This is a genomic window from Haloplanus sp. XH21 (assembly GCF_023276355.1).
Classification (GTDB): domain Archaea; phylum Halobacteriota; class Halobacteria; order Halobacteriales; family Haloferacaceae; genus Haloplanus; species Haloplanus halobius.
Genome location: NZ_JALLPL010000003.1, coordinates 55,069 through 81,737 on the forward strand (window position 1 = coordinate 55,069; position 26,669 = coordinate 81,737).

Sequence of the window (26,669 nt, forward strand, 5' to 3'; positions counted from 1 at the left end):
CAGATACTCAACTCTGTTTGCCGAAAATAGAAGAGTGTTGTTTCAACAAAACACTTATGTGCGTGCGCGTTCTAGATAAAGCACTGAGTTGATACAGGTATGAGCGACTGGAAAACTGTTCATCTGACCGTGGTAGCGAAGATGGTACGGGTGCCTGTGGTGGGGTCTCACCACAAGCAGAAAGACACCATCAAGGGATGGTGCGGGGGTTTCGACGGCGACGTCGTCGACGGCGCGATCGACGATCTCGTCACCGATCCGACTGGGCCGCTTCAGGAGAAGGGGCGGGGGACGATTCAACTTACGAGCGTCGCTGACGCCAAGCAGTTCCTCGAACAGCACGACGATGACGATAAGTTCACGTGGTTCACCTGATACGGTGACAAGATCGAGCTTACGGAGATGCAGCTGACTAGTCAGCGTGGCTACTATGCAGATGCAGATTCTACATCTACCCTGATGACTGAAGAGAGAACCCGAGTCGGTTTCAACGCCCCGAAGCTCCTCATCGAACGTGCTGATAGCGTCGGTGAAATCCTCGGGATCTCTCGGACTCGCCTTCTGATTGACGCTCTGGAGGACAAACTCGCCGCCCTCGCCGACGACGAGGAGTTCCGCCAGCGCCTGAACAGGGCCTATTACGACGGTCGTGTCGACGGCGACACCGTCGAAGCAATTCTCGGTCGTGAAGAAGCGATGCGGCTGAAACTCCTTCGAGAGTCGATCGACCAGACTCTAATTATCCCCCAGATCGAGGGCGATCTCCCGAGTGACGATACTTTCTACGATGGAGGGGTTTCCGAATGGAAGGACTCGAGTTCGCCTAATGCATCGGATGGCGAGTCACACTCCTAACGACATCGAAGCCCACCGTTGACTCCAGTAGCATCGAGGAGAGCGTCACCAAAATCTTCACCATACAATAGTGACATCCGTACAAGCAGTTTAGCTACTATTGAAATACTATAGGAATTCCTAAATGTGAGCAAATAGGTATTCATATAGAATAAGCAAGGGCTGTTCTAGGGGAAGACCCTCAGCGAGCCATCAAGAACTCGGAGAATCCCGGTGAGCTACCCTAAATCGTGTGACCACTTTCACCTTGCTATGCGGACATTTAGTTTATCTCGGACCCTTGACCGATTTATGAGCGACAGTGGAGCCGAGACAGGTTCTGTAGAAACAAGCAGCCGGGGGGCAGTTATTTTGGATGAGTCAGATCCACGAACGGTGATAGAACGCTTACCAAATACCGTCTTCCCGATCATGATTCGATTTGCTCTCCAGAAATCGACGAGTGGTGACCGGGCACACGAGTCGCTAAGGACACCAGATTACCCTGTAGACGTGCGAATTCCACAGGGAGCATACATCCCGCAATCTACAGTCTATTTCGATAATCCTGCAGAGCGGCCGCCACGAAATGCAGCGGCCTGGCGGCCACGCGAATTCGTTGATTCGCTCTCTGAGCTGTTAGATGAAATCGAGGACTCACCACATGTCGATCCAGATCGATTGCAATTCACCGACCTTTGTGTGGCCGAGATAGCCCCCCGGTATACTACCAGCGACCCACAAACAGGTGACACCGTCGCCACACCAGAATTGTACGGCGACCAGGGGGACATCACCCTCGGGTATTTCCGTCGTGAGGGGAGTCTCTCTGCAACCGAAGTTCGGGATTCCCTCGATACTGCAATGCCTGGTGAAACGCGATCTCCCCCACAGCTCATCCAGATCACTGAAGCAACGGCTAAACCGGCTCGGTCAAGTCGAGAGACACAGCAACCAGCGGGACGACACAAATACTTCACAGAGGGTGAAGCTGAGCGGGTAGACAAACTTGATGCAACTCCTGACGCCTGGATGCTGGACCAAGTTGCTGCGGCATCTGAGAGTCACCGGCCGCTTGATCCGGTACTCTCCGAAATTGAACGATTTTTCCCACAGCTCGCAGAGACTGATCTCCTCAAGTTCATTCAGCTACAGGGACGCACTGAGACGAGTGAGCGATTTTACGCAAACGAAGTACTGTCACGATGAGTGAAGCAGTTCAAGAATCTGATGACGAGGGGTCGCAAAATGAGTACATCCCACGAGTCGGTGGGGAGATCGATCTCGATATTTCGGTTGACAGCGAATCCCCGTTCGTGGTTATCCCCCGTGGGGGAGCAAAGGAGATCGGCCGGAGTTGCTATCAGGTTGAGACGCGTAATGGAACGTATCTCGTCGACGTCGGACTGAATCAAGGTGACGGGGGATTATTCCCTGATCTAAGGGGACTCGATGAGGGACAGATAGACGCGGTTTTTCTCACCCATGCTCATATCGACCACGTCGGCTCGCTCCCCCTGTTGGAGAGTCACGACTTCCTCTCTGATCAGGCACCAGTGATTACAACGAGGCCAACAGCTGCGCTTGCAGACACATTACTCCGAGATTCACTGAAGCTTCACCGACGAGCGACGCAAAAACCAGGGAGAGAACAACAATACTCGGAAACCGATCTGAGGAAAGTCATCGACCGATTCCGTCCCTGCGGATACCAGGCGGCAGACCTCAGTGATCACGTCGCACATATTGAGGATACCGAAACGCTCCATTTCGAATTTGGAAATGCGGCCCACCTACTGGGTAGTGCCTGGTTAGCACTAACAGTAGACGGCTCACGGGTAGTCTTCTCGGGAGATGTTGGCGGCCGGTCGAATCATCTTCCCGAAATCGATGAGCCTCCGCAGGCAGACGCCCTCTTTCTTGAATCGACATACGGAGGCACCCATTCGCACACCAGTGCCACTGACACCCGAACGGACATCTACAACGAGGCTGTCGACGCAGCTACCGATGGGAAGCCAGTCCTCATCCCCTGCTTCGGGGTCGGGCGATCCCAAGAGTTGCTCTATATGTTCAAAAACCGGATTCACACGCTTCCGGAAGAGGACCGAAAGCAGCTCAACGTAGTCTACGATGGGATGGCGCAAAGCGCTACAGACACGTATAACGAGCACTGTAGAGCCGAGTTCGCAGCCGAATCGATCCGGAACTACATAGTGAATTCGGGTGACCAACAACCGTTCCTCTTCGATCAGGCGTCGGCTGCTAGACGAATGCCGATGTCTCGCGAGGAATTGCTCGAAGCTGATGAGACACCGATCATTATTGCTCCATCTGGAATGCTCTCGGGTGGATTTTCACCGACCTACTTACTCGAATTCTGCCAGCGATACGATGATGCACGCGTAATTCTCTGTGGATATCAAGCCGAGGGGACACCTGGTCGTCAATTGGAGGATGCTATAGAGGAAGATCTCGAGAGAGTTGGTGTCACTCTTCCCTCGAACGGACTTAACGGAGGGATACCAGATGAGGGCGATGGAACCCGTGTGAAGGTACCTGTAAGCTGGATAAGTCGATATCATGGGCTCTCAGCCCACGCAGCCCGAAACACGTTGCTTCAATTCGCTCGCCAAGTTTCACCGTCCCAGGTGTACCTTATTCACGGTGAACAGGAGCAGCAGGAGAAGATGGCGCAGCACCTGGTAGATAATCTAGACTCAGTTTCCGAGATCCAGCTGACAGGAATGATGCATCCGGTATCCGTGACACCGGACCTTCCCGAAGAAGAGATCGTTGGTGACAGGCCTGCAAAACGGATACTAGACGAGCGTGGTGCTGACATCGAGGTTGGTGATAGTGCCCAATTCGGGTCAGACGCAATCCACGGGACGTTATCTGAATTCAGCGATCAGATCGAAGCTCTTGAATTAGCACTGCGCACGTTGAGTGGTCAGCTCGCCGTTGAACGACATGATAGTGGATTTTCGGAGGAGGACATCCGCCAAATTGTCCGCGATGAGATGGACGAGATCGTCCGTGAAGCAGTTGAAGAGAACCAATCCAACTGACCGAGTCAGAGCGTCTCCATAGCCAAGACACCAGTTCGAATCATACTGACTCGATGGTGGCTACCTCATCTCCTAGAAATTTCAAGTCTACGCGACATCATCAATTTCTTCGAGGGCCTCCGTAGCCACGTCGCCCAACTCACCGGCCTCGATGTGCGAGTATCGTTCGCGAACCATCTCTTCGGAGTTATCCAGATACCGGGCCGCCACCGTGTACCCGAACGCTCGGACGAGGACCTCACCCATCCCACGACGGCCGCCGTGCGGAGCAAGATAGTCGTGTTTCGGATGGTCGATTTCGATCTCTGCGGCCTCCGAGAGTCGTTGGAGAATCGACCTTGCGCCGTCTGTCGTGATCGACGGCGGCCGAATATCCTCATCGAGTGCCAGTAATAGGTCGCGAGCGTATTCTTCCCGGCGCTCAGTAATTGCTTCTGAGCGTTCTCCCCGGTCTGTGAGCCCATCCTGAACAAGTCTCGCAAGCGTCCGTTGGTCGAACGTCGGAAACACCGGCCAGCGCTCCGTCGGCGGGTCCATCAATTCACGATAGCTCCGTAGCGGCGAGAGCACCGGATCGGGGAGACTCGCGGCGTCCCACTGCTGTTTCTTCCGGTAGACGTCCATACTCCCGTCGTCGAGGGAGAGATCCTCCCAGCGGACGCCGCGCCGGCGCGGGTCGTTCGGATCCCGGAGTAGCTCCCCGACACGGACAGCTGTGTACGCGAGGACGAACACAAGCGCACGGTCACGAGCCGTCTTCAGCGCCGTGTAGCGCGCTCGCTGCTTGTCGAGGAGGTCAGTATCCTCCGGAAGTGTCGTGTACGCCTCGACGGCGTCGCGGGCCCGTTCGTCTACGTGGCGGGTGAGGGCGTGGCGCTGTTCGGACGTCCAAGCCTGTTGGTCGCCGGGCTTCCGGCCGTCGTCCTCCGGCAGCGGCGCCATCGCACTCGCCCGCTGGGCGTAGTGCGCTTCGAGATACCCTTCGTTGACACACCAGCCACACCACGCAGAAATATAGCGATAATAGGTTTGAACGGTGTTCTGTTTGAGGCCACGGTCACCAGCGAGATGTCGGGCGTACTCGCGGAAGACACGTTCGTCGAGATCGTCGAAGGTCGGCTCCCGGTCAACGTCGTCGGGGACGATCCCAGTCCAGTCGTCATCGCCACGGTCGCCGGCGGCCCACTCGGCGAACCGTTCAAGCTCGCGTGCAGCGTTACGTCGATAGTTCCCACCGTCGCCGCCGCGGCCTTTCCCCTTGTCCTGGAGGTATCGCTCGAAGGAACTCGTGAGCGGTGTCGAACCATCGCGTGTCGATGAGGTGTTCTGATTCATAAGTTTCGTCACGGGAGCAAGTGGTCATCCAGAATATCACTGCAATCAATCGGAATCCCCTCCCACGCAGCCTTCACGGCGTTGTATCCGGTCCAGCCCTCACGTTCTAACAGCTCGCCGCACGCTTCGCAGAACTCACGACGCGAAATGATGTCGTTGTCGTAGAGGATATAGAACAGAAACGGCGGTGTCACAACACGGATATCTTCGGCTTGGTCGTCGACAGCGCGGCGAATCGAACGCCGGCCCGCTGCGTCCATCAAGATGACGTAGTCGATAGTCTCGGGATTCTGTACCACTTCCTGTCGGAGCGATTCCTCGCCGGCGTCCGCTCCGTGGGGCCGGGGGACGCTCGTCACTTGGGTAAGCGGTTTCTCGTCATCTTCCAGCGCCCCGAGAGCGGTACGGCTCCCGTAATGAAGCCGGTATGGGCGGCTTCCCTCTGGGGCGGTCTCGCGCGTGTTTTCGACGTGCCGCTTGAGTTCCTGTTTGCAGACGTTCGTCGTCGTGAGACCGACGTGTTCAGTTAGTTGGGTCCACAAGGAGCTATTCGCAACGGCGATCAGCGTGTCCGTATCGACGAGGATCGGATACCGTGTGTCGGCGCTACCATTTAGACGAGATAGTCACTGGTGTCGTCGTCGGCAGCCTCACAGAAGGCGTCAATATCCTCTTCGAGGAAGTCGAGTTCGTCGTCGAGGAGCACTCGAGCAGCGTCCTCCGAGAGGTCACCTGCCGAATAGCGCTCGTAAATCGCGATTTTGTCGTCATCCGTCATCGATCGCTGAAGCATCTGCGTAAGCCCCTCACGTGCGAGTTCGCTGATATTGATGCCACCCAAATGGACGGAATCCAGTTCGGTTGCCGCTTCTTTAAGCGGACCAGCACGGAATTTGATCGTATCGTCGAGCGATTCCTGACTCATACCAAGAGATACACGGTCCAGTTTGATAAATTGTTCCCCTATGTGTGAACACAGGGGTACAAATCTACACGGGCACAGTAGCTGTCGACACGTCTCTATTCATCAACAGTTCCTTCCTCCAAGAGGAGGTTCTCGACAGTCTCGAAGTCACTCGTCTTGAAGACCGGAAACCCTGAAACGACGATCTCTCGGATGTCTTCGGAGTACGCCGGGATCGCCTAGACGGCCTCGACGTCGATATCATAGGCGTATCGGTCACCATTGAACACCGTGTCTTCGAGGTCACGGGCAATGGTGTTCGCGTCGGTTCATAGTTTATTTGTATATTATATGGGTGGGCAATGACGTTGCCAAGAGATCTTATCGTACGAGGTTCCGAATTTGTTCACAATCCTCTCTAAACGAAGCAGTCGGCGAATCAGTGTCGTACGCGTACGTACATCCGTTACGAATCGTTCCCTCACAGCGGTCGGACGCTGTTGCAACGTCTGTAAGGGCTCTGTCTAATCGGCACTGAGCTTCGGTTCTAAACAGTCTACCTCGGCTTCGCTTCTTTTCTACGTCCTCGTATGAAACGTATTCCCGGACGACCGCGAAGCGGTATTTGAGGGGTTCACTATTGCGATCTCAGGGAGAACCTTCGCGGCCGCCAAGGCAATTGCTCGTTCGGTCCGGTCAAACTGGTCGAGTGTGTTCGGTGGAATACTGTATCGGCGGTTAATAGCACCGATGAGTTCCCTTCCGTTATCCTTGTTTATCTCGCTGAAATCTTCAGCATCAGACAGTTCGGTACACATAGGTTGGTAGTGTTCAGATTAGCTGATTCCATGCGAAGGCGAACGCTCGAAGCCAATTTTCAACGGTGTCTGCTTCAGCATGGCTGAAACAATTTGAAAACTGATTGGTTCGACGTTTTAGTTCTCGAAAGACACGTTCGACGGTATTCCGATTACCATGTTTTTCGTATCTGTAATCGAGGCCGTGTCGATGGAGTGCCGCTTGCAGCCACGGTGCAGAATCGACGAGAAAGAGCGCATCATCGACGAGATGTTTCTCGCGGAGTTCCGAAAGGAACATCTCGGTAATCGCTTGGTTTCTCGTCGGAGAGAGCTTCACATGCAGCAAGCGGTTCGTGTCGGCATCGACCGCAGCGTACAGCCAATATCGTTCGTTATTGAGCTGGATCACAGTCTCGTCGACCGCAACGTGATCCGGGTCGGCACCATCTGTGGGCTGTAAATCGGCCTTCTGCACCCAGTTGTGAACGGTGGATCGACAACGTTCGACACCCAACATTTCAAGAATCGAGATGATATTCGAAAGTGATAATCCAGCTAAATGTCGAATACCGAGCTTCATCGCTGGCTCGGGTGTCGCCTCTCGCTCCACAAGTCCTAACTCGAAGCGGTCGCTACCGTCGCTGAGGCGTGCGATTTCGAGCATAGCCACTCAAAAATCGCACCGCCTCATCCTTGATCCTTATCTGAACACCGCCCGGCGACAATATACTACACTTCTTCAACGGGAGCGTGAACAGCAAGGACAGGATTGAGACATGGCACTCAAGGGACCCGCCATCGTAGGCGAATGTAGTGAATCAGGACGTCATCGCGATCCTCTTCCATGACCCGTTCGCCGTCATGAACACGATCGGATTGGTCGCGTTCGCCCTCGTCGGTTCGTCGAAGGCGGTCCGCGAGGAGTTCGACCTACTGGGGATTACCATTGTCGGGCTAGCGATGGCGTTTGCCGGTGGTGCGACCCGCGATATGCTGGTTGCGCGCGTTCCGTTGGTACTTCAATCCCCTATCGAGATCGGTCTGGGATTGTTCGGCGTCGGCTTAGCCATCGCACTCAGAATCGTGTTGTCAGCTCCGGATACGCACCCCATTACCCTCGTCGCGGATGCGATCGGTCTCGCGGCCTTTGCGACAACCGGTGCTATCGTCGCGACTGATGCGGGTATCTCAGCATTTGGGGTCGTTGCAATTGCGACGATCAACGCCGTTGGTGGGGGTGCGGTAGCAGATATCTTCCTTGACCGCGCCCCGTTCATCCTCTTCGAGGATTTCTACGCGAGTTGTGCCGTCCTCGGGGGGAGCGCATACTGGCTCGCGGGAGCGTTGGGCGCGGCAGGGAGCACGGCTGCTGCGGTGTGTGCAGGGATGACCGTCGTGACTCGCTTAGCCGCGGTAACATTCGACTGGCATCTCCCGACAGTCCAACAGTTGGGTACACGACGTGACTAAAGATGATGTCAGAGTGGGGACAATTCCCATGCAGTTTGCAGGCACCCTAACCAATTGATGCACTCACCGAGTATGGAACAACACGAATCACATACTGGCTACATCCTCCATATAGAGCAGGTCATTTCTATCAGAAATTAAGTGTTTCAACCGAGTCAGCGAAAAGAGACTCACGCGGTCTGTAACTGCGCGTGTTGTTGCGCCAGCGATGGCTGCCGGCGCACACGTGCCGACGATCATCGATGTCAACACGAAGTCAGCTCCGAGTCGTCGAACTCGTCGCCGACGACCTCTTCGAGTTCATCCGTGACGCCCAGGACAGCGACCTCGACTTCTCGGAGCTCCCGTTCACCGTCACGGAGTTCTACAGTCTGCTGGGCTTCCCGGACTACCTAGCCGAGCGCGCTGCGAGCGATGCGGAGGCCAACGCGACCTCTCCCGTCGAGATCGATATGTGGACGCTGCATTCCGGCGCGACGTACGCGCTCACTCACTTCTTCCAGGGCAAGGAGGGTGCGTCGCTGGACGGCTACGTCCGCACGGCCAACGACATCCTGTTCAACCCGGGGGGAACGATCGAGCGCGTCAAGCAGGCCTATGAGCAGGAGTTAGAGGCGGACGGCGACGACGGGTCCCAAGCCTCGCTGGCCGGCGAACGAGCGCTGGCGAGCATCGAGCGAGTCAGCGACGACCTACAGGAGAAGGTCAATCAGTTCGAGGAGCGTGAAGATGCGCTTCGCGAGCGATTCCAGGACGTGATGGCCTGACGCCGCGTCGGTGATGTAGTCGTCTGTTCTGTTTTTCTCGCCCTTGAGAGGTGGAGGACTACCGAGATGAAACAGTCCACGATTAGCGACGGGAGTGACGACGAATTCCCACCTGAGAAGCGTCTTGAAGCACCGAATTACTGGTTGGTCAAGGCCGGTATCGCGACGATCTCGGATATGGAAACCCTTCAGGAGTGTGTTGCCTACGAGAACGCCCATCAGAATCGGGAGCAAATCCTGCGCCGACCCAAGTGGAAGGCTGAAGAGCTACGTGAGGACGAAGAGTAAGCTCCGCTCTTAACCAACAGGTACTGCGTGAGTTTTCCTATTGTTGATTAATCAGCTGTGTCAGTACTGTTGGAGCCTTATGAGTTCGAAGCCAACTCTGGGAATCGACCGAGAGAAGGAATGCCTACTGGCCGGAAGAAGCCCGATGTCCCCCTGAAAGAGGGCTGTTCCAAACCGTTATTTAATACCCCGAGAACAACCCTTTATCTGGATAATGAATCCCCTCCTTCTAGGTCACGTCACAATTTTCGCACTATCTGCGATTGCCTGTATGGCGACTATTCCACAAGCACGGAAGATACAGCATCCGGAGACACGTGAAGGACTGATCGTCTTCCTCGGTTCCGTTGCTCTGTGGTCTGGAGGGTACATAGGCTATCTTCTCGCACCGACACGTGCGGGGAAACTCGCTTTCTATATATTTGGCTTCATCTTTGCGTTCGTCGCCGTTGGGGCCTGGCTCTACTTTTGTGCTGCATATACCGGTCGGCCACCTCGACACGCCCCATTCCGAAACCTCATACTCGGGACGTTCCTCTTTTTCACCGCTCTCAAAATCACGAATCCACTCCACAATCTCTACTTTACGACGGAATGGGTCACAGAACCATTCCCGCACCTCGTGATCCATCACGAACTGCTCTACTGGATCGTCTTGGGGCTATCATATGCCGCCATCGCTGTCGGGTTCTTCGTACTGATGGAGCGGTTCCATCATACTGGTAGTGACAGCCGTCCGCTCGTCGTGCTCGTTGGACTCTCAGGCCTCCCAGCTGTTGCAACGATTATTGGCGGTCAGGTCGACTGGCTGCTCCCATTAATGTATGAGCCACCTGGCGTCGCCCTCTTCGCCGTTGGAACGCTCTTCTTCTACAGACAGCGGTTTGAGGCAATCCGATTAACCGGGGAGTCAGATAAACCCGCAATCTTCCTCGACCAAGAAACCCGGATCCAGGATTATAATCAAGCGGCTCGCAACCTTTTCCCAGCCCTTGAGGATTCCTTTGGCGAACCGCTTGAGGCTGTGAATATCGCACTCGCAGATCATCTCACCAAACAAGATATCCTGGCAGTTACGCAGGATGGTGAAACACGGTATTATGACGTGTCGAGCACGCCATTCTTAGCAGGTGAGGTAACGACCGGCCAATTAGTGACGGTTACCGATGTAACTGAACGCGAGTCGTATCGACAGCGACTCGAGGAGAAAACCGAACAACTCGAGGCCCTGAATCGTGTGGTTCGACACGATATCCGGAACGATATGGCAGTGATTCTCGGATGGGCCGAGATCCTCAAAGACCACGTCGATGAAGATGGGGAAGACGCCCTAGACCGAGTGTTACAGAAGTCCCTGCACGTAATCCAGTTCACAGAGGTCGCACGTGAGTTCGTTGAATCACTCTCGGAAGAAGGAACAGCTGAATTAGAAGAAATCCAGCTTCAGCCACTTCTTGACGCTGAGCTCGCTGCAGTACGTGATTCGTTCCCGAACGCGAAGTTTCACGTATCGGGTGCACTCTGCGACGTGTCGGTACAGGCAAACGAGATGCTCTCGTCGGTCTTCCGGAATATCCTCGAGAATGCGGTCCGACACAACGACAAAGAGACCCCTGAGATCACCGTCTCCTGTGAAGAGAATTCAGAGACTGTCCGGTACCGGATTGCAGATAATGGGCCTGGCATCTCTGACCAACAGAAAGAACAAATCTTCGGAAAAGGGGAGAAAGGATTGGACAGTCCAGGATCGGGGATTGGTCTATATCTCGTCCATCTCCTGACGGACCAATTCGGTGGTGACGTGTGGGTCGAAGACAACGACCCAACTGGTTCAGTCTTCGTCGTCGAACTGCCTATTCATAAACCGTCGAACAAGGCGTCATAGGTTCGGCGTCCAGTATAAAACGAAACCCTGGCAATAGAATTTCTACCGCCTGTCGGCGTGACTTCGCGACCTGTTTTTCATGCCCCCGGAGAGGGCGAGGGCTCCTTTGAAAGCCCTCAGAGGTGACTTCCAGTGAGTCAACAACAGCGTCCTGACAACGTCTCGATTGACGAAATTCCGGTCGATATCGACAACACGCAATCAGCGGAGATCGATCCCGCCGACGTCCCCGACGAAATCGAATCCATCACCCGTGTGCTCGCCGGTGAGCAGCCGCCGACGAACTTGGCGTGACGGTTCGTATCGTTCCGGAAGCGGAGTGGACGCACGGCGAGGCGAAAGGCATCTGCGAGCAGTTGATTCTCGTCGATCTGCAACCGCGTGTCGAGGTGCGTGATCGGGAGAACGATGCCGACCTTGCGCGGACGTTGATCCACGAGTACGCCCACGCCCTGCTCCACTTCGACGTCGACGACGACACCGAGCGGTCGAAGCGCGAAGTCGAGGCCGAAGCCGTCGCGTACGTCGTCGGGCGGTACTGTGGGTTAGATACCAGCGGGTCGGCGTTCTACTTGGCCGCGTGGGTGTCGGACGATCCCGAGATCGTTCGCGACCGTCTCGACCGGATTAGTTCCACAGCAGAAGAGCTCATCGACGTAGTCGAAGACGGTGCTTGAATCTTTAACCAACGCACGGTTCCACACCCCGATTCCATTGGTTAAGTCTGCTCGTCTCCGTCGTCCGTTGCAGCCGCAAGGCTAAAGCAGGCCTGTGTTTATATTCTATGTAAGAAACGCAGGTATGAGCGCCATAGAACAAACGCAAAATATACGCCAGGGTCTCTCGACTCGAGAAAGTCGACTCCTTGCACGACTCGCTGGCGCGGGGCACCAGATCATCTCCGTTGACGACATCGAGACGACGCTGGAGGTTCCCCCAAACACCGCCCGCGAGATTGCCTCCCGGCTCACCGAGAAGGGCTGGCTCGACCGACTGTTTCCCGGCCGATACCTCATCATCCCACTCGCAGCCGGTGAAGAGGGCCTGTACACGACCCACGAGTACCTCATCGCCGCCCACGTCGCCGAGCCGATGTACATCGGCTACTACAGTGCCCTCAGCCACCACGGGCTGACCGAACAGGTTCCCAGGACGGTGTACGTCGTCACGCCGACCCGAGCGCAAAGCCGGGAGATCCACGGTGTTTCGTACCGCGTCACGACAGTCACCGAGCGGAAATTCTTCGGCTTTGAGCCGACCTCGATCGAGGGTACGACCGTGCAGGTCAGCGACCTGGAGAAGACGCTGGTCGACTGTGCGGATCACCCTGGGTTCTGTGGTGGCCTTCGGGAACTCGCAACCGCGATGCGTACTGCCGACGAACGGGGTTGCGACTGGTTCACTGTCGGCGAGTACCTCGAGCGCCTCGACAACGGCGTGGCAACCAAGCGGATCGTCTACCTCGCCGACCAGCTCGGCATTAATCTCCCGGCGCGTGAGGAACTCGTCGCGTCGTTCACGAGTGGCTACTCGCTGCTGGACCCGACGCGGCCCGACACCGGGCCGACCGACAGTACGTATCGCCTCCGGATCAACGTCGAGCCAGCCATGCTGGAGCCCACGGAGTCCTGACCTAGGTACGAAGTCGGCGTACCTTCTCTGCAGCGTCGAGAACGGTGCTGTTCAACGACGAACTATGGGTTTGTGCCACCATCGACGGCGTCGAGATCGGGCTCGTCGAACTCGAGGGCTTCTGCGACGGCATCCGGAAGCTCCGGGCGAGGGGCCGATTCGTGGCGCTCGATTTTCTCGGTCTTGCGCGTGTTTTCGTAGAGGGCACGTGCGACCGGAAGCCCACGGAGATACTTGTAGTCGTGGAGGACCTCGACGCCCCGCTCTGTGAATCCGTAGAACTGGGAGGGGAGATCACGTTTCCCCTCGCTTGGATCGTACGTGTAGCGTGCGAGGAGTCCGGCGTCGATCAACGTCTCCAACTGGTCTTTGATGGCCGCCTGGCTCTTCCCGGTCATATACTCGAGTTCGGCGAGCGACATTAGATGGGCGGGATGGCCCAGCAGCTCCTGGATGATGAGATGGCGCGTATCCTGGGACAGCAGCTTGAACAGCCGATGCTGTTCCGCGAACGGCCCTGCATCGGCCGCACCAGTGTCGGTTTCGCTCATACGTGCTGGTACGAGGTAGGACGCTATAACAGTTAGGGTCGTCCAAGTTGGTTAATCTATAAAAAACCAAAGTGATTCAGAAGGGATAAGGTGGTGTGGTTTGAATCGGCAGCTAATGACCGACCCAAGCCCGCCGCCGGACGCTGGGGAGATTATGACCGTTGTTCACGAGGCCGTCGGGGGCATCGAACTTGAGCCTGCAGAGAAACGGGAAATCTGGCGGTTCACCCAGCGTGAATTGCCGTATCTCTGGAGTCAGCGGACATCGTATTTCATCTTGGGGAGCTATCGCGACCCCTATATCCGCCGGCTTCGCGCCGTCCAGAACGAACTCACGAAGCAGCTCGGTGCCTATCCGTTCATCATGGGTGATCTCCTCGAACTTCCGACTGACCGGCTCAATACGTTCGATATCATGTTTTCGTTGCTCGCGACATACAGCGACTACATCGTTGGGATCTTCGAGAAGGAGAGTGGTGGGGAGGCACCTGAATTGGGCGAGATCGATGACCCGCCGTATTTCGACAAGTCGTACGTGTTCCCACGTGATTACGCGTGGGTGACTGACGAGAACCTTGACTCGACACAGCACGTCATTCAGGCCGCCCTCGAGATTGCGTTCGCAGACGATTTGTCGGCGGATGAAGTCCAATCAAAAGTCGAGTCGCTCGTTGATCGCACCCAAGAGAGCAGTCTCGACATCGACGAACAGGAGGTGTGGGATGTGATCGACGACCGGGCAGATGAGGACGAAGAGCCGGCAACGTACAGTTGGGTCCATCTCAACAAGTTCCGCAAATTCGAACTCCACGAGCGGTGCTTCCCGTGGACGACAGAGGACGAACTTCGAACTGTGGTTGACGAACTCCCATCCCCGACGCCACGTCCGGAGTGGGAAGAGAGTGGGTAACAGTGAATTATCCTGCCCTACTCGCTTGGCGGTACACTCATCAGAGTGAGTCAGCTCGGTAGTTTACTCTCGGGTAAACTACTTTACTACGCCCGGTCGAATACATCGTTATGGAGGCTGGTTCGGGTGTCGGTGACGACACGACACCACGGGAAGTCATCCACTTCATTACACAGCAGACACGGTTTTCGCTTATCAGCGATATTCTCGCTCATCCCCAACAGCTCCCATCGATGTACGAACTCGAGGAGCTCAATCCCAGTGTGAGCGATGCGACCGTCTACAAGCACATCCAGAAGCTGATCGACGCCGGCATCGTCACGGAGGTCGCTTTGGACGACGACCAGCGCCGACAGGGGTATCCCTGGAAGTTCTACGGCCTCACCGAAGACGGCTGCGAGTTCTTGGAGACGCACAATCTGCTCGCCGCGGAGGAGACACTTCAGCAGATCTACGACACCATCGCCGATAAGCCCGAGAAGATGGTCAAGTACGAGAACGCACCCCGTCCAGATTAGGAGTGGTTGTCAGAGAACAGGGAGCGATAGTCTGCCGTTATTCCCGGAGATCAGCCACTGGCTGACCGACTTCACGGACGTAGCCGCTCCGCTCAAGATCAAATTCTTCGGCTACGAGTCGAGGCTCATCGAGGACACCGTCGTGAACGTCGCAGACGTGGAAAAGACGCTCGTTGACTGTGCCGACCATCCCGAGTTCGGTGGTGGAATCCGGGAACTCGCACAGGCGATAGTCGCCGCGGACGCTCGGGACTGTTCGTGGGCGACAGTCGGTGAGTACCTCCAGGGACTCGACAATGGCGCTGCAACCAAGCGAATCGTCTACCTGGCAGACGAACTGGGTATCGACCTCCCGACGCGTGAGACGCTCCTCGAATCATTCACAAGCGGGTACTCGCTGCTCGACCCAACGCGAAACGAACAGGGACGCTACGACAGTGAGTATCGTCTCCGAATCAACGTCGACCGGAAGAGACTCGGTTCGATGGAATCCTGATGCCGGGTCGATCCGAGGGGGACGTGAATTAAGATGCTCCTCCAAGTACAGCGAATCAGGTAGATGGGTCACGTCTATTATCATCATCCGGGCGACAATCAGTTCTCTCTTGATTTTGTCCACGAAACTCCATCAGAAATCGTTGCCAGGATTGTCGAGTACGACGATGACGTGGCGGTGAAGGTTCGCAAGTACGATCTTGACAGCGAGTTCTTCGGTATCTATACCTCCCGCGTCGGTGGTGGGGACGTCGGCGATCTCGAATTCGATCTTGGCGAGGCACTCTCTGAGATGGGTGCTGATAACGGTACCATCGTTGCCCGGCTCCTCGAGATCTATCAAGCGCTCATAGCCCAGAACGAGGAAGAAGAAGGAGTTCCTGTTGAAGCGTACAAGAACATCGACATCGATGCACTCCCAGACGCACTCAACCGGACGTCGTGGGAGGGCAGCGCGACTGATGTTGCAGGCCGTCTCGCCTCAAATCTCATTCTCAAACACGCGCTTCCGAATGCGAACCATCGGACTGCTGTTGCCCTGATTCAGTTCTACCTCCGTCGGATTGCTCCCGACTTCTCGATGCCAGAGACCTCCGTGGAAATCGACTCAGAGACATACGACTGGCGGGAGTGGGTAAACCAGTATATTAACGATTCAAAGCGTCTCTTGACGGTTCGTCGGAAGAATGTGCTCCTCAAACATCTCTCTGACTTCGGAGCGACAACGCTTGAGCGGAAACACGAGGTCCAGATCGACCTGACGGCATACGAGCTGGATATGTATCCCGCAGAAGCGAAAACAGTCTACGCAACAGCGCACGAGGAGCTCTGGATCGAATTCGTCGAAGAGGCGGTTGAGCGCACCGACAACCCTGAGCTGATGGAAACCCCTGGGCTATCGAAGGCGGAGTTCGCAGAGAAAATTCGGACTCTCGAGTAAGCGGCGTGCGCTAGTCTTGGAGCGTCGCGACTGTTCGGCCCGTCTCCTCGGCCTCTTCGCTCCGCGACATTCCGTATGTTGCGAGAGCCTCTTCAACCGCGTCGTCCAGACTCATCGGTCAAACAAATCTTGGCTCTGCCGAGGTATAAAGTCTCGCACGATTTGCGTATCTGCCTAGGTACGCTCGGTTTCACGGTGGGCAACGTCAAGATCGAGATCCTCGTACATCCGGTCAAGCATCGCCAGCCCCGACTGGAACTGGGCGTAGTTCTCGCGCATATACTCGATCGTCTCTGCTCTCGGGATCACCGGGTACCCCTCGACGTGCTCGATGTCGAGGGACGGCCCTGGCTCGAGGACGATCTGCAGCGGTCCGTCCAACTCGTCTCGGCGCTGTCGCTCGAATGCGGTCGGGAGGTCGAACCACTCGAAAAATGTCTCCCAGGCGTCGACGTCTTGTTCACGAACAGCGAGGAACAGCGGATAGTCGTCGGGCTCGCGACTGACTTGGTAGCCGCCCTGAGTCCACACGTAGACGGCGTCGATCCGCGTGAACGCGAACGGCCAGTCACTGAACTGTGGGATGACGTACGTTTCCTCGATGGAGGGTGGACTGACGCCGGCGCTGGCAGCGACGAGCTCGAGCGCTGCTTCGCGTACGCGCTCGTCGACGACAGTGAGGCCGTCGTCATAGGACACGTAGCCTGCGTCTTCCAGCCGATTGACGGCCTGTCTCACTGTCTCGTAGGGCGTGTGGAGGTGTTGAGCGACACGCCGGATGGAGTCACCACTCTCGATGGTGAGGATGACCTGCGCTGCGGTATCGTCGAGCACCTCGTACATCTGGTAGTTACCAATACTCCGGTAACAGTTAAAATAGCAGTAGACTCGCTATTGTACCAGGCTTATCTTGACTAACACGCCGAAGTGGCTCTGTTTGGTAAGAGATGCCCGTGCTGTAGCGAACAGCACAGTCCGATTTTGAGATGCTCAAACCAATCTCAACCACCCAACACAGGTGTGTTTCACCGGCGAGATCCATCCACGGTGGCTACTATGTCGTTTATAAACGTCGTGAGGAGATCAACAGGGTCGCGATCAGCGTCCTCCACCGGCGGCTCCCAGAGTGCGACATCGAACGCCTGGGCGGCCGATGCGTCCCCTTCAGTAGCCGTGACCATAAGAATGGCACTTTGATAGATGACAATCGTCCGGGTGTCGTCGACGTCGAGATACTCGATCCCAGCTGCCTCGAGCGCATTCGGAATATCTACACACGTATCCAGTCGACAGTGTTGCACCGGCTCATCGTCGTCCGCCATAGCAGTTGCTACTCCCTGTCTGTACAAGTATACCCGGTCCCGTGGCGGCCAGACGAGCGAAGTACACGGTTCTCAGCCAGGTCAATATTCCACAAAGATGTCCACCCATCCGTTCCCGGTCGTAGTCCGAGGAGTTACACAGGTCGGTAGAGAACACACGAGCATGGACCAGACACCCGACGCGTTCGCTGCTGCACTGGCCTCGGGTGACACCGACCGTGTAAATCGTGCGATCAACGAGATCGAGGATCTGGATCTCGAGGAGCGAGCAGCTCTCTTCGAGGATTGCTTCGAACGGTGTCGCGAACTCTACGAGAGTGGCGATGGGTATCAACGCCAGTCTGTCGTCCGTTTTGTGGCCGCGCTGTATCCATGACTTGCGTTCCGAACAGTCGGCACCGAACTCACTGATGAGGCATTACCGGGTGACTGGACACTCGAGGAAATCGAAACCCACCGCCGCCGGCTTCGCGAGTTTTACTTGGACACTCTCGTCGACGACGATGGACGAGTCCGACGCGCCGCAGCCAAGGCTCTCAAAGAGCTGGCCGTGACGGCAGAGCTGATCGGCGCCGATGACGAACTACAGACGATGCTGACGGAGTTAGAGACGCTGGCCGAGGACCACGACAATGAGGCCGTCCAGAAACACATTGACCAGGCGTACGAAAACGTCGCTTTTCACGCGGAGAAGCCGGGATCGCTACTCCCTGACGCCTTTCGAGACGCACTCGAATGAGCCAGGTCGTGGTGCCGCTACGTTCGATTCCAACTCAAGGAGGAGAATTACAGAACTCAGTAGTCTTACCAAACCAATATCGTGGTTGGGAGACCTCTATTTGGTAAGAGAGCTTCGAAGACCCATTCGTTTTCAATCCAGCTGATCGAGTTCTCCCCGTCGTTCACGATGCATAATTCCGCCGGCGAACCGCCGCAGTTTGGCCACGAGTTCGTCCTCAGTCTCGTAGGTTTCGACGCGCAAATCCCACCGGACGGACGCCGACCGGATCATCGCACTCGTCACGTCATCCTCGTGGACGAAAATCAACCGCTCCCCGTGGGTTGCCGCGAGGTTTTCGAGAAGACTCCCGGCCTCTTCGCCGACGCCAAAATTGTGGCCAAGAAACGGCACCACGAACGCGGTTGCGTTGCTACACCGTGCGTACTCAATGCTCTGGGTCACCGCATCGATGTCGTCTGTGTCGATGTCGACGTCAAGGGCGAGAAACGCATTCACTCCCGGGTCGGTCCGAAGTTCCCCTTGTACACGTCGCAAGAGTGCCTGTGCCGCGTTGATGTCGTCCTTATTCCTGAAGAGCCGGCGTAACGGTCCAGGAAGATCGTCGACGTCGATCTCGCGACGGTCCTCCTCGCTGAGGACGTAGTTGAGGTTGAACGACTTGTACGGCCCCATCAGATAGAAGAGAAACCGATCGTATGTCACACGCCCGAGCCGGTCAGCGATCAGATCGCGCGTGATTTCGACGGGCATATCGGGCCCCTATTCAGCGGGAATATATAAATAGAGGTATTTTTGGGAATTCCCGGCTTGACAACGACTAAGCGTCTTCGACGCATAGCGTGACGTACGATGGCGACGGATCAAACGCGAACGGTTGGTGGCGACGCCCCGGACGATCCGGCAGATCTGCTCCCCGAAGAAAGCATTCTTAGCCTTGAGGAGTACCTCGATATGCACGCGGCTGTCGGTCACCGCACCCGCTATGAGATCCTCTATCGACTCGTCCACAGCGGCGAGATGAGTCCAAAAGAACTCGAGGACGCACTCGACATCGACGACAGTACACTCCACTACCATCTCAACAAGCTCGTCGACGTCGGCCTCGTCGAGAAGCGCCAGCGCACGGAGCGCGGACAGGACGGCCTGTACACGTATTATCGAGCGACCGTCTTTGGTGAGGTGACGCTCACTGACGGTGTCGACGAGTTGATCCGTGGCGAGCAGGCCTTCGAAGAGATGTACGACAGTTCGACCGCTTAGCCGCGATACCGTCGCTACTGTTCACACGCGTTTGTCAGGCTTCCCATTCAATACCGACTGTTCCCGAAGCTTATCAGCGGCTCGTATTCTTACCTAACAAATCACCTCATCTATAGTTATTTAGTTTGGTAAGACTCTGTGCAATCGTAGTAAGAGTCGTACCACTATTCGAAGTGAAGTACGTCAAATGAGAGTCAAAGGTGAGTATCCCGGCCGACACACCACTGCTGCAAGTGAAACTGATTGAGATTCGTAGATAGAGCCGGTATATCTCCGGTCTTCACTTACAAAAGTGGTGTGTGGTCCCTACAGATCGATGGCAGTCTGGAAAGACACACCCACCACTGTTTCAGGAATTAATCCAGCTGGAAAAACATCACACCCCAGAATCAGATTGAGTGCGTAACTCGAAACTGAAGTTACGAATGGCCTCGGGACCCCCACCACCGTTTCAGCAATTCCCGTGGAGAAGGGTGGAATCGGTCGATTTCAGATCAAACACACAATACAGTACAAGACACGCTGGCTAGCCGCTGAGTACTTACCCACTCTCTACTCTGGGTGAATTCATGAAACGGTGGTGTGGGTGTGATCTGCCTGTTTCTCTTGGAACCTCCCATTCAGCGTCACGCGAAAGATCTCCGGCAAGACGTCCCGGACACCTTCTTTAGCAGAATACAACACGGCCAGCCAGTACACGCTCAGTACGGTTCGATCCAGCACGCGGGCCGACGGTCGAAGTCGCTGAAAGATGGATCGAGGACCTCACTGGCTTCGATTCAGCCGAGAATTCTATCCAATTCACTAAATTCAGCAGGATTGTCTCACGGTCGCCATACGTACTGCTTCAAACTGACCGAAAGGGGACTGTACTCTCCGGTATTTCCGAAGCTTTGCTACCCCTCCACTATTTCCGAAGCTTCCACTATACATCTCGACTAGCCTTACCAAACTCTTCAGCACTATTGGTTCAAGCTGTTTGGTAAGACACACCTAGCGGTATACACTCTCACTCCACTATTTTCGGAGTTTTAGGACGATCTACACCCTCCGTCGTTTCCGGAGCTTTCAGGAACTCAGTACTACGTTAGAGATTACGAAATCCCGGTTCAGTAGTCGGAGATATCCGACTGGAGGAGATTGTTATCGTCGGCCGTCGACTCGATGATGTTCGCGAGTTCTTCGAAGCGGGTCGTCGACAGGAGGACCTCAAGCACGGCTTTCAGCGGAACGTCGAGTTCGTACTCGTGATACCGGCCAGCCGAAAGCCCCTCGTTCCGTTCATAGACGCTGATGAGCCCGAGCATATTCATATCCGAGAGGTGGTCGCGAACACGGCGTTCGCTCACGCTGTCGGCGTCAAGCCGGTCGCAGATCTTCACGTATCGCTCGTAGAGATCGCGAGAGCGAACGGGGACGTCGTCGAGCGCCTGGTGGTACGCGAGCGCACAGAGGACAGCGTGCCCCTGTGTCGTGAGTTCCTGCATCCCCTCGTAGAGTTGGTTCTTTTCGAGCTCGTCCTGGGCATCCCGGACGTGCTCCTCGGTTACGGCGTCAGAATCGGCGGCTTGCGCGAGTTCGCCGGCCTCACGGAGCAGTCGGATCGCCTGTCGGGCCGATCCCGTGTCCTGGGCGGCAAACGCCGCACAGAGCGGGACAACGTCATCCGCTAAGACATCGTCGTGGAACGCTTTCTCAGCACGTGGGTTGAGAATCGAGCGTAGCTGATTCGCATCGTATGGGGGGAAGAGAATCTCCTTTTCGGCGAGTGTGTCCTTGACCTTCGGCGAGAGGTTGTCCCGGAACTGGAAGTCGTTGCTGATGCCAACGATCACCGGGCGGACGTCGTCGACGTAACCGTTCGACCGTGCTCGTGGGAGCCCGTAGAGGATGTCGTCGGAGTGGCCGATATTGTCGATTTCGTCGAGAACGATCACGACGGTCCCACCGAGCGCGTCGAGTTCCTCGTAGAGGATGTCGAAGACTCGTTGCTGAGAGTAGCCGGTGGTACTGATGCGGTCCTTGTCCTGGCTTTCGCGAAGTTCGTTGACCAGGGCGACGGCGACCTGGTAGGACGAGGAGAGGTTCTCGCAGCTGACCCAGACGGTCGAGAGATCGACGTCGTCGTACTCGGCCGCGTCGTTCTCGAGATGGGACAGCATGAACTTCGTCGCGACGGTCTTCCCCGTTCCCGTCTTGCCATACAGAAAGATGTTCGACGTCGGGCGGTTATCGATGATCGGCTGGAGGGCTCGTTGATATTTTTCGAGTTCCTCGTCCCGTTCCCGGATATCCTCGGGCTCATAGGAGTCGTCAAGTGGTTCGGCATCAGCGAACACCTGACGGTCTCGTTGGAACATCCCCATGATAGACCGCCACACGGGACGATATGATAAAACCACCGCTTCCTTAGTTTCCGGAGCGTCCGAAGCTCGGTTATTTAAAAGAGATATCCACACCACCGGTTCCGAAGCCCCGATTCTTTATAATACCCTCTCACTCCACTGTTTCCGAAGCTATCGAAATGACGTGGGGCTTCCATTCAGCAGAGACACTATACAAGACAAAAGAACTAAGACACTTACCGTAAAACAGTAACCGCAATACAGCAAAAACAACACTCTAGAAAAAGAATATGTTTAGAGTGGAAGGACAGAACTCGTGGAGCGGATCGTCTTCTCGGCAATCTCTGCCGTCTCTGTCGTGGCCCCCTTCCTTCTCACGTGGATAGCTCCGGAAATGGTGGAGTGAGGGTTCGCGTTATTGGTCGTCAGCAAAAGCTTCGGAAACGGTGGAGGGTTCGTGGACTCTATCTTCTCCGATTTGTCCTGCGGCTTCTTTCCTCGAACGCCTCTCAGCTCCGAGTCAGTTCAAACTGCGTGGCAGGGCGAGTGTGTCTTCATCGTGGTCAGCGACTCCTTGGACGACAGCCGTCACTGTGTACGTCACATCATTCGGAACGATTGGATCAGCGTCACAACCATTAGCTCCGGAACCGACGGAGGGGTAGCTCAGCCGACGGATCCGTCTCTTCCGCTGCTACTAAACTCGCGATAATCACCCGATAGCGTTGACCTCAGCGGTGTTTACTTCGGAAACGTTGGAGGGGTGTCTCCGAATCTTACCAAACATTTATTCCTTAACGGGACTCAGCGTTTGGTAAGACAATGCCGACACGGCCACCAGCTCCAGAGGGGCTGCCGCAATATCTCGCTGAGGGCGTCCCGAAGCAGGACGACACGGATTTGCGTGCTCTTCAGGACTGGATCGACGATCTCCTCGAGTACCGCCAGGATGTCGCCGCTGAGGATATCGACGCCGGCGAGGGCGAGTCGATTGAAGCCGTCGAAGAATCGGGCGGTGGGACCGTGGTGATCAAGAAGGTCAGCTGTGGCAAGGACAACTGCAAGTGCCAGTCCGGCGCACTGCATGGGCCCTACAAGTACATCGTCCGTCGGCAGGGAGACAGTCTCGACTGGGAGTACAAGGGGCCGGTCACGGAGTGATCGTCTCCTTCTGACTCGGTCTATACCAATTCGGTGCTCGCCAAAGTAGTTAACATTCAGGCAGTCATAGCTCCGCGTGAATCAACGGTCGGCCTATGATTACGAACGCCTACTATGCCATCTGATTCCTCGAACTCGGATACGCCACGGACGCTCTCCGATCTAGACAGCACCGTTGAAACTCAGCGCCAGCGTCTCAACACTGTCACCCAGGAGACCCGCTTCGTTTTGATTCAGAATATTCTGTCCCATCCGAAGCAGTTGCCCTCACTCAAGGAACTCAGCTACGTGAACCCCAGTAAGAGCCAGAGTACGATCCGGGAGCATCTCGAGATCTTGATCGAGGAAGATATCGTCGAAGAGCGGGTGCTTCCCGACGACCGTCGACAGCGTGATCTTCCTTGGCGCTTCTACGGGTTGACCGAGGAGGGACGAGCGTTGCTGTCGGAGGCGGGCCTCTTGCGAGCCGAAGCGACGTTGCAGGATATGTATACGCGGCTGGACACCACGCCCGAGATCGATAAGTATGCCAAAGCGCCACGTCCGAAGCAAGCGGTTGAGTAAGTTGGGAAACGAGTCAGACACCGGGCCTGGCTACTGAGCTATACCTCGCTTGTGGTTGTTTTCACCAGTTAATCGTCAGTATAGTATTCTCTATAGGTTTTCCTATGGCTATTCATATATGTGATCTGAATAAAATCTGAATATATAGTGTAAGGATTGACGTCAGGTCTGTTTCCTGGTATGGTGTTTTATCAGTCCACCGTATAATCTTGGTGTAAGTATGGCTGACGACGCTTCTGACATAGACGAGAATATTAGATCAGTCCTCAGAAGTGCGCCTGCTGTGCAAGATTCGGTCCTCTCTGGCGAATTTGATTGTTCTGTTGATGATGTTGAGCAGGTTAGAGACGAGTTCGATGAAGATCTCAATATTTCAGAGTTAGATTTTGGGATATCGTTCGGTCACCCGTATTCGATTTCTGCTACCGAGAGAGTGCTCCGAACCACCAACCTCAGCGATGGTGACGTGATACAACTGGTGTTTGAGTCAGAGGGTGAAACGAATAGTGCATATGGCCAGGTCCGAAGGATTCCTGACGACGAGGATTGGTGGGAGAAGGAACTACACGCCGTTGCGTACGGCGTATACCATTGTTTTGATGATGTGGTCGATGCCTATCCGGACGTATTTTCCGGACTTACCATTGCAGGCGACGGGACACCTGAGATAGACGGTCAGGAAGAGTTTCAAATCTTCATCGAAGGCATCAGGGCGGTTACGGAAGACGTTTGTAGTACAAGTGGATTCATCATCGGTGCGGGGCTGATGGAAATTGGCACCGATGATCGTCATATCGACGATCTCGTTGAGACACCGTTGTTCAAGCTAGAACGTGCCGACTTCATAGACTTTCTCGACGGAGACCGTCTTAATCTGGTGGATTGGATTTACTATGAAGGTGATGTTGACACACCCGAGCGTGTTCACTTTGCATACTATGGAGAACCCTTCGGAGAAGATCGGCTTGAACGAGCGCGTAACGCGATACTCGAACACGATATTTATCAGGCGGACTGGAACTACACGATTCCTAACTTCATAACACTTGTCGGACCTACAGCAATCGGTACTTCGTCGCCGGTTATTGAAGTTACAGACGAGAATTTAGAAATTATCCCTGGGAAACAACGGGAAGCAATATCTCAGGATGGGTTGGGAGTGGACTTCGACTGGTTTGAAGAGTACGTAAGTGATATCGGAATTACAAATATTGGAGGGTCGCCATCTTCTACTCCAGAAGAGCATCAGGCAGAGAGTGACGAGTCCGTAGACGAGCCTCCAACTGTTCCCCATCGTGTTCTAGATGGAGACTCAACAATCATCTTCCTCTTCGATCCGGTTAATGTGGTACTGCACATCGAAGATGATCGGCTTGTTTGGCGGTATCCCGATGATATAGATGTTCTCCGGGAACTGGTGTTACAGCTCACCCAAGACATTGAGTCCAGATTGGATATCCAGCTCAATATTCAAGATGCCCGTGAACCACAGCAGCCGTCTCTCCCTGAATCAGATGATTGGATTCTAGATACGAATGCGTTCTATCACGAAATAATCGAAAATGAGCCATCGTCAATTCTTCATACAATCTTCCCAAACGATTGCTTTTATAAGAGTCGGATTCACCTTCCTTGGATCGTCCCGTTCGAGATAAACAAACATCCTGATCGAAGGGGGGCAACAAAAGCCGATATTAAGCAAGCAAGGACAAATATCCAACATATTAAATCACTCAGCGAATTGGGCTTCTTCGATTTAGAGGTCGATGCTCCTCCAGATGAGATTCAGGTCGATGTTGGTCAGTCAGATATCGCGGATATGCATGTGCTCCAGTATATCCAGGAGGAAGACCAAGTTCTACTAACCAGCGACAAGGATCTGCAGACTATTTCGAGATTATGGGATATCACTGTCTTGGATGTTTCCATGCTCGCTGAGGTTCCAGATACACCAACCCCCGACCAACAACTTCGTGAGGAGGTTCTAAACAAAATTGGCACACAATACGAGTACGAAGTAGATATCTTAGCTGCGATACGCCAACACCAAAATCAACAACAGACTAAGGATGCCCAATTTGAGGGTTCACCGCGTGTCTCTGATGAGACTGATAATCTCGAACAGTGGCGACGTCAAGGAGATGTGATTTGTGGTCCTGAAGAAAACCCTCCAGACGAGATTCAAGAAAGAATCACCGATGATGTTGAGGCTACTCTCCGATATGGGCAAGCCGCGCCTGTAGATCTCGTTCCCACACCGGAAGCTGTCCGTGAGATCCACAGCGAATGGATCACTGATTCAGATCATCTGAGATACGAGCTGCTCGACAACTTCAAGCAACAATTAGATTTGAGTGGTGCAGAGTTGCCTATCCCAACATTCCACGTGCCCACCCAAACAGTGATTGCTCACGCAGATTCGGGTACTCGAGAACCGAGTGAAATGAATAAGATGTTATACAAGCTTCGTTCGCTGGAAAATGCAGACTATTCGAGTGAGAGTCTTCGTGTAGACGACACAGAATTGTCTGCGACAATTACACTGGCGAAAGAGAACACATGGTCAGTAGTTGTACACTCTGACCAAGATTATCTGCACACGCTCGGCGGAGCGTTAGGCGTCCACGTGATTACTCTACCCACTAGTGGGGGAGGGCAATAGAGGGAAAAGACAGGCTATTCGTCGCCTAGACTGATCGTGCTCGTATCCTCACGACTCTTCCCCACGACGAGTGTAGCACCATCTAAATCACGCAGTGCTAAACTCTCCAGCTCACCGTGGCTGTTACTGCTAGTGCTACTCATCTCTACTTAAAATAAGAGCGGCCAGTGTCATAAGTCCTGTGTGATTGTGTGGATGTGTGAGAATGAGCTA

The 26,669-nt window shown here is 54.9% G+C and carries 26 protein-coding genes and 6 pseudogenes; 22 read left to right on the top strand and 10 right to left on the bottom strand.

What is annotated here, in order from left to right; all coding sequences use genetic code 11:
• Window positions 1–99: 99 nt before the first annotated feature.
• From MXB53_RS15235 to MXB53_RS15250, 4 genes are all read left to right on the top strand, one after another.
• Window positions 100–375, top strand: coding sequence for a hypothetical protein (locus tag MXB53_RS15235; protein WP_248898419.1), 276 nt, complete (start codon window positions 100–102; stop codon window positions 373–375).
• A 27-nt stretch (window positions 376–402) separates the two neighbouring features.
• The gene (locus MXB53_RS15240) at window positions 403–855 is read left to right on the top strand and encodes a hypothetical protein (RefSeq protein ID WP_248898420.1); all 453 of its coding nucleotides are present in this window, start codon (window positions 403–405) and stop codon (window positions 853–855) included.
• 291 nt (window positions 856–1,146) lie between these two features.
• The gene (locus tag MXB53_RS15245; protein WP_248898421.1) at window positions 1,147–2,043 is read left to right on the top strand and encodes a hypothetical protein; all 897 of its coding nucleotides are present in this window, start codon (window positions 1,147–1,149) and stop codon (window positions 2,041–2,043) included.
• Window positions 2,040–3,905, top strand: a complete 1,866-nt coding sequence (locus MXB53_RS15250; RefSeq protein ID WP_248898422.1) for an MBL fold metallo-hydrolase — start codon at window positions 2,040–2,042, stop codon at window positions 3,903–3,905. Before MXB53_RS15245 ends, MXB53_RS15250 begins: the two co-directional genes overlap by 4 nt.
• Before the next feature lie 87 nt (window positions 3,906–3,992).
• On the opposite strand, the gene MXB53_RS15255 is transcribed toward MXB53_RS15250, so the two are convergent.
• From MXB53_RS15255 to MXB53_RS15270, 5 genes and pseudogenes are all read right to left on the bottom strand, one after another.
• Window positions 3,993–5,240: a tyrosine-type recombinase/integrase gene (locus MXB53_RS15255; RefSeq protein ID WP_248898423.1), complete on the bottom strand. Its 1,248-nt coding sequence runs from the start codon at window positions 5,238–5,240 to the stop codon at window positions 3,993–3,995.
• Window positions 5,241–5,248: 8 nt separating this feature from the next.
• Window positions 5,249–5,833, bottom strand: a pseudogene (locus tag MXB53_RS16065) (hypothetical protein); the annotation flags it as partial.
• 20 nt (window positions 5,834–5,853) lie between these two features.
• Entirely contained in the window at window positions 5,854–6,165 is a 312-nt protein-coding gene (locus MXB53_RS15265) for a DUF8065 family protein (RefSeq protein ID WP_248898425.1), read from the bottom strand.
• Between the two features lie 95 nt (window positions 6,166–6,260).
• A pseudogene (locus MXB53_RS15900) lies at window positions 6,261–6,470 on the bottom strand (nucleotidyltransferase); the annotation flags it as partial.
• Between the two features lie 505 nt (window positions 6,471–6,975).
• The gene (locus MXB53_RS15270) at window positions 6,976–7,608 is read right to left on the bottom strand and encodes an IS6 family transposase (protein ID WP_248898426.1); all 633 of its coding nucleotides are present in this window, start codon (window positions 7,606–7,608) and stop codon (window positions 6,976–6,978) included.
• 149 nt (window positions 7,609–7,757) lie between these two features.
• Between MXB53_RS15270 and MXB53_RS15275 the strand changes: the two genes are divergently transcribed.
• From MXB53_RS15275 to MXB53_RS15305, 7 genes and pseudogenes are all read left to right on the top strand, one after another.
• Window positions 7,758–8,414, top strand: coding sequence for a trimeric intracellular cation channel family protein (locus MXB53_RS15275; protein WP_248898427.1), 657 nt, complete (start codon window positions 7,758–7,760; stop codon window positions 8,412–8,414).
• Window positions 8,415–8,674: 260 nt separating this feature from the next.
• Window positions 8,675–9,181, top strand: a pseudogene (locus MXB53_RS15280) (hypothetical protein); the annotation flags it as partial.
• A 66-nt stretch (window positions 9,182–9,247) separates the two neighbouring features.
• The gene (locus MXB53_RS15285; RefSeq protein WP_248898429.1) at window positions 9,248–9,469 is read left to right on the top strand and encodes a DUF8129 domain-containing protein; all 222 of its coding nucleotides are present in this window, start codon (window positions 9,248–9,250) and stop codon (window positions 9,467–9,469) included.
• 214 nt (window positions 9,470–9,683) lie between these two features.
• Window positions 9,684–11,354, top strand: a complete 1,671-nt coding sequence (locus MXB53_RS15290) for a sensor histidine kinase (RefSeq protein WP_283102429.1) — start codon at window positions 9,684–9,686, stop codon at window positions 11,352–11,354.
• A gap of 132 nt (window positions 11,355–11,486) precedes the next feature.
• Window positions 11,487–11,639: pseudogene (locus MXB53_RS15295) on the top strand (DUF8013 domain-containing protein); the annotation flags it as partial.
• A pseudogene (locus tag MXB53_RS15300) lies at window positions 11,624–12,031 on the top strand (M78 family metallopeptidase domain-containing protein); the annotation flags it as partial. The pseudogenes MXB53_RS15295 and MXB53_RS15300, both read left to right, overlap by 16 nt.
• A gap of 124 nt (window positions 12,032–12,155) precedes the next feature.
• Window positions 12,156–12,986 carry a type IV toxin-antitoxin system AbiEi family antitoxin domain-containing protein gene (locus tag MXB53_RS15305; protein WP_248898431.1) on the top strand — a complete coding sequence of 277 codons (831 nt, stop codon included), beginning with the start codon at window positions 12,156–12,158 and terminating at the stop codon, window positions 12,984–12,986.
• A gap of 62 nt (window positions 12,987–13,048) precedes the next feature.
• On the opposite strand, the gene MXB53_RS15310 is transcribed toward MXB53_RS15305, so the two are convergent.
• A complete protein-coding gene (locus MXB53_RS15310) occupies window positions 13,049–13,537 on the bottom strand; it encodes a winged helix-turn-helix domain-containing protein (RefSeq protein ID WP_248898432.1) in 489 nt (162 codons plus the stop codon).
• A 115-nt stretch (window positions 13,538–13,652) separates the two neighbouring features.
• Between MXB53_RS15310 and MXB53_RS15315 the strand changes: the two genes are divergently transcribed.
• The 4 genes and pseudogenes from MXB53_RS15315 to MXB53_RS15330 all read left to right on the top strand — a co-directional run bounded on the left by MXB53_RS15315 (window position 13,653) and on the right by MXB53_RS15330 (window position 16,400).
• On the top strand, window positions 13,653–14,447 hold the full coding sequence (locus MXB53_RS15315; protein WP_248898433.1) for a DUF8170 family protein: 795 nt from the start codon (window positions 13,653–13,655) through the stop codon (window positions 14,445–14,447).
• A 110-nt stretch (window positions 14,448–14,557) separates the two neighbouring features.
• Window positions 14,558–14,965 carry a MarR family transcriptional regulator gene (locus MXB53_RS15320; protein WP_248898434.1) on the top strand — a complete coding sequence of 136 codons (408 nt, stop codon included), beginning with the start codon at window positions 14,558–14,560 and terminating at the stop codon, window positions 14,963–14,965.
• 79 nt (window positions 14,966–15,044) lie between these two features.
• Window positions 15,045–15,461: pseudogene (locus MXB53_RS15325) on the top strand (type IV toxin-antitoxin system AbiEi family antitoxin domain-containing protein); the annotation flags it as partial.
• 63 nt (window positions 15,462–15,524) lie between these two features.
• A complete protein-coding gene (locus MXB53_RS15330) occupies window positions 15,525–16,400 on the top strand; it encodes a DUF8172 family protein (RefSeq protein WP_248898436.1) in 876 nt (291 codons plus the stop codon).
• Window positions 16,401–16,574: 174 nt separating this feature from the next.
• Here the strand turns inward: MXB53_RS15330 and MXB53_RS15335 are convergent, their stop codons facing one another.
• Complete coding sequence (locus tag MXB53_RS15335) at window positions 16,575–17,243, bottom strand: helix-turn-helix domain-containing protein (RefSeq protein ID WP_248898437.1); 669 nt, start codon at window positions 17,241–17,243, stop codon at window positions 16,575–16,577.
• A 182-nt stretch (window positions 17,244–17,425) separates the two neighbouring features.
• Window positions 17,426–17,722 carry a hypothetical protein gene (locus tag MXB53_RS15340; RefSeq protein ID WP_248898438.1) on the bottom strand — a complete coding sequence of 99 codons (297 nt, stop codon included), beginning with the start codon at window positions 17,720–17,722 and terminating at the stop codon, window positions 17,426–17,428.
• A gap of 163 nt (window positions 17,723–17,885) precedes the next feature.
• On the opposite strand from MXB53_RS15340, the gene MXB53_RS15345 reads away from it, so the two are divergent.
• Both MXB53_RS15345 and MXB53_RS15350 read left to right on the top strand, forming a co-directional pair.
• Window positions 17,886–18,098 (top strand): hypothetical protein, encoded by a 213-nt coding sequence (locus tag MXB53_RS15345; RefSeq protein WP_248898439.1) that lies wholly within the window; start codon window positions 17,886–17,888, stop codon window positions 18,096–18,098.
• Window positions 18,099–18,203: 105 nt separating this feature from the next.
• The gene (locus MXB53_RS15350; protein ID WP_248898440.1) at window positions 18,204–18,461 is read left to right on the top strand and encodes a hypothetical protein; all 258 of its coding nucleotides are present in this window, start codon (window positions 18,204–18,206) and stop codon (window positions 18,459–18,461) included.
• A 132-nt stretch (window positions 18,462–18,593) separates the two neighbouring features.
• Here MXB53_RS15350 and MXB53_RS15355 read toward each other — a convergent pair whose 3' ends face one another.
• Window positions 18,594–19,214 (bottom strand): DUF7509 family protein, encoded by a 621-nt coding sequence (locus tag MXB53_RS15355; protein ID WP_248898441.1) that lies wholly within the window; start codon window positions 19,212–19,214, stop codon window positions 18,594–18,596.
• Between the two features lie 99 nt (window positions 19,215–19,313).
• Here MXB53_RS15355 and MXB53_RS15360 point away from each other — a divergent pair, with 99 nt between their 5' ends.
• Entirely contained in the window at window positions 19,314–19,724 is a 411-nt protein-coding gene (locus tag MXB53_RS15360; protein ID WP_248898442.1) for an ArsR/SmtB family transcription factor, read from the top strand.
• Between the two features lie 588 nt (window positions 19,725–20,312).
• Window positions 20,313–20,666, top strand: a complete 354-nt coding sequence (locus MXB53_RS16070; RefSeq protein ID WP_486606381.1) for a DUF7983 family protein — start codon at window positions 20,313–20,315, stop codon at window positions 20,664–20,666.
• Window positions 20,667–20,833: 167 nt separating this feature from the next.
• On the opposite strand, the gene MXB53_RS15365 is transcribed toward MXB53_RS16070, so the two are convergent.
• Window positions 20,834–22,090 (bottom strand): orc1/cdc6 family replication initiation protein, encoded by a 1,257-nt coding sequence (locus tag MXB53_RS15365; protein WP_248898443.1) that lies wholly within the window; start codon window positions 22,088–22,090, stop codon window positions 20,834–20,836.
• 801 nt (window positions 22,091–22,891) lie between these two features.
• On the opposite strand from MXB53_RS15365, the gene MXB53_RS15370 reads away from it, so the two are divergent.
• The 3 genes from MXB53_RS15370 to MXB53_RS15380 all read left to right on the top strand — a co-directional run bounded on the left by MXB53_RS15370 (window position 22,892) and on the right by MXB53_RS15380 (window position 26,456).
• Window positions 22,892–23,230 carry a DUF6788 family protein gene (locus MXB53_RS15370; RefSeq protein WP_248898444.1) on the top strand — a complete coding sequence of 113 codons (339 nt, stop codon included), beginning with the start codon at window positions 22,892–22,894 and terminating at the stop codon, window positions 23,228–23,230.
• Between the two features lie 114 nt (window positions 23,231–23,344).
• Window positions 23,345–23,794, top strand: coding sequence for a helix-turn-helix domain-containing protein (locus tag MXB53_RS15375; RefSeq protein WP_248898445.1), 450 nt, complete (start codon window positions 23,345–23,347; stop codon window positions 23,792–23,794).
• 220 nt (window positions 23,795–24,014) lie between these two features.
• Window positions 24,015–26,456: a hypothetical protein gene (locus MXB53_RS15380; RefSeq protein ID WP_248898446.1), complete on the top strand. Its 2,442-nt coding sequence runs from the start codon at window positions 24,015–24,017 to the stop codon at window positions 26,454–26,456.
• Window positions 26,457–26,669 lie beyond the last annotated feature (213 nt).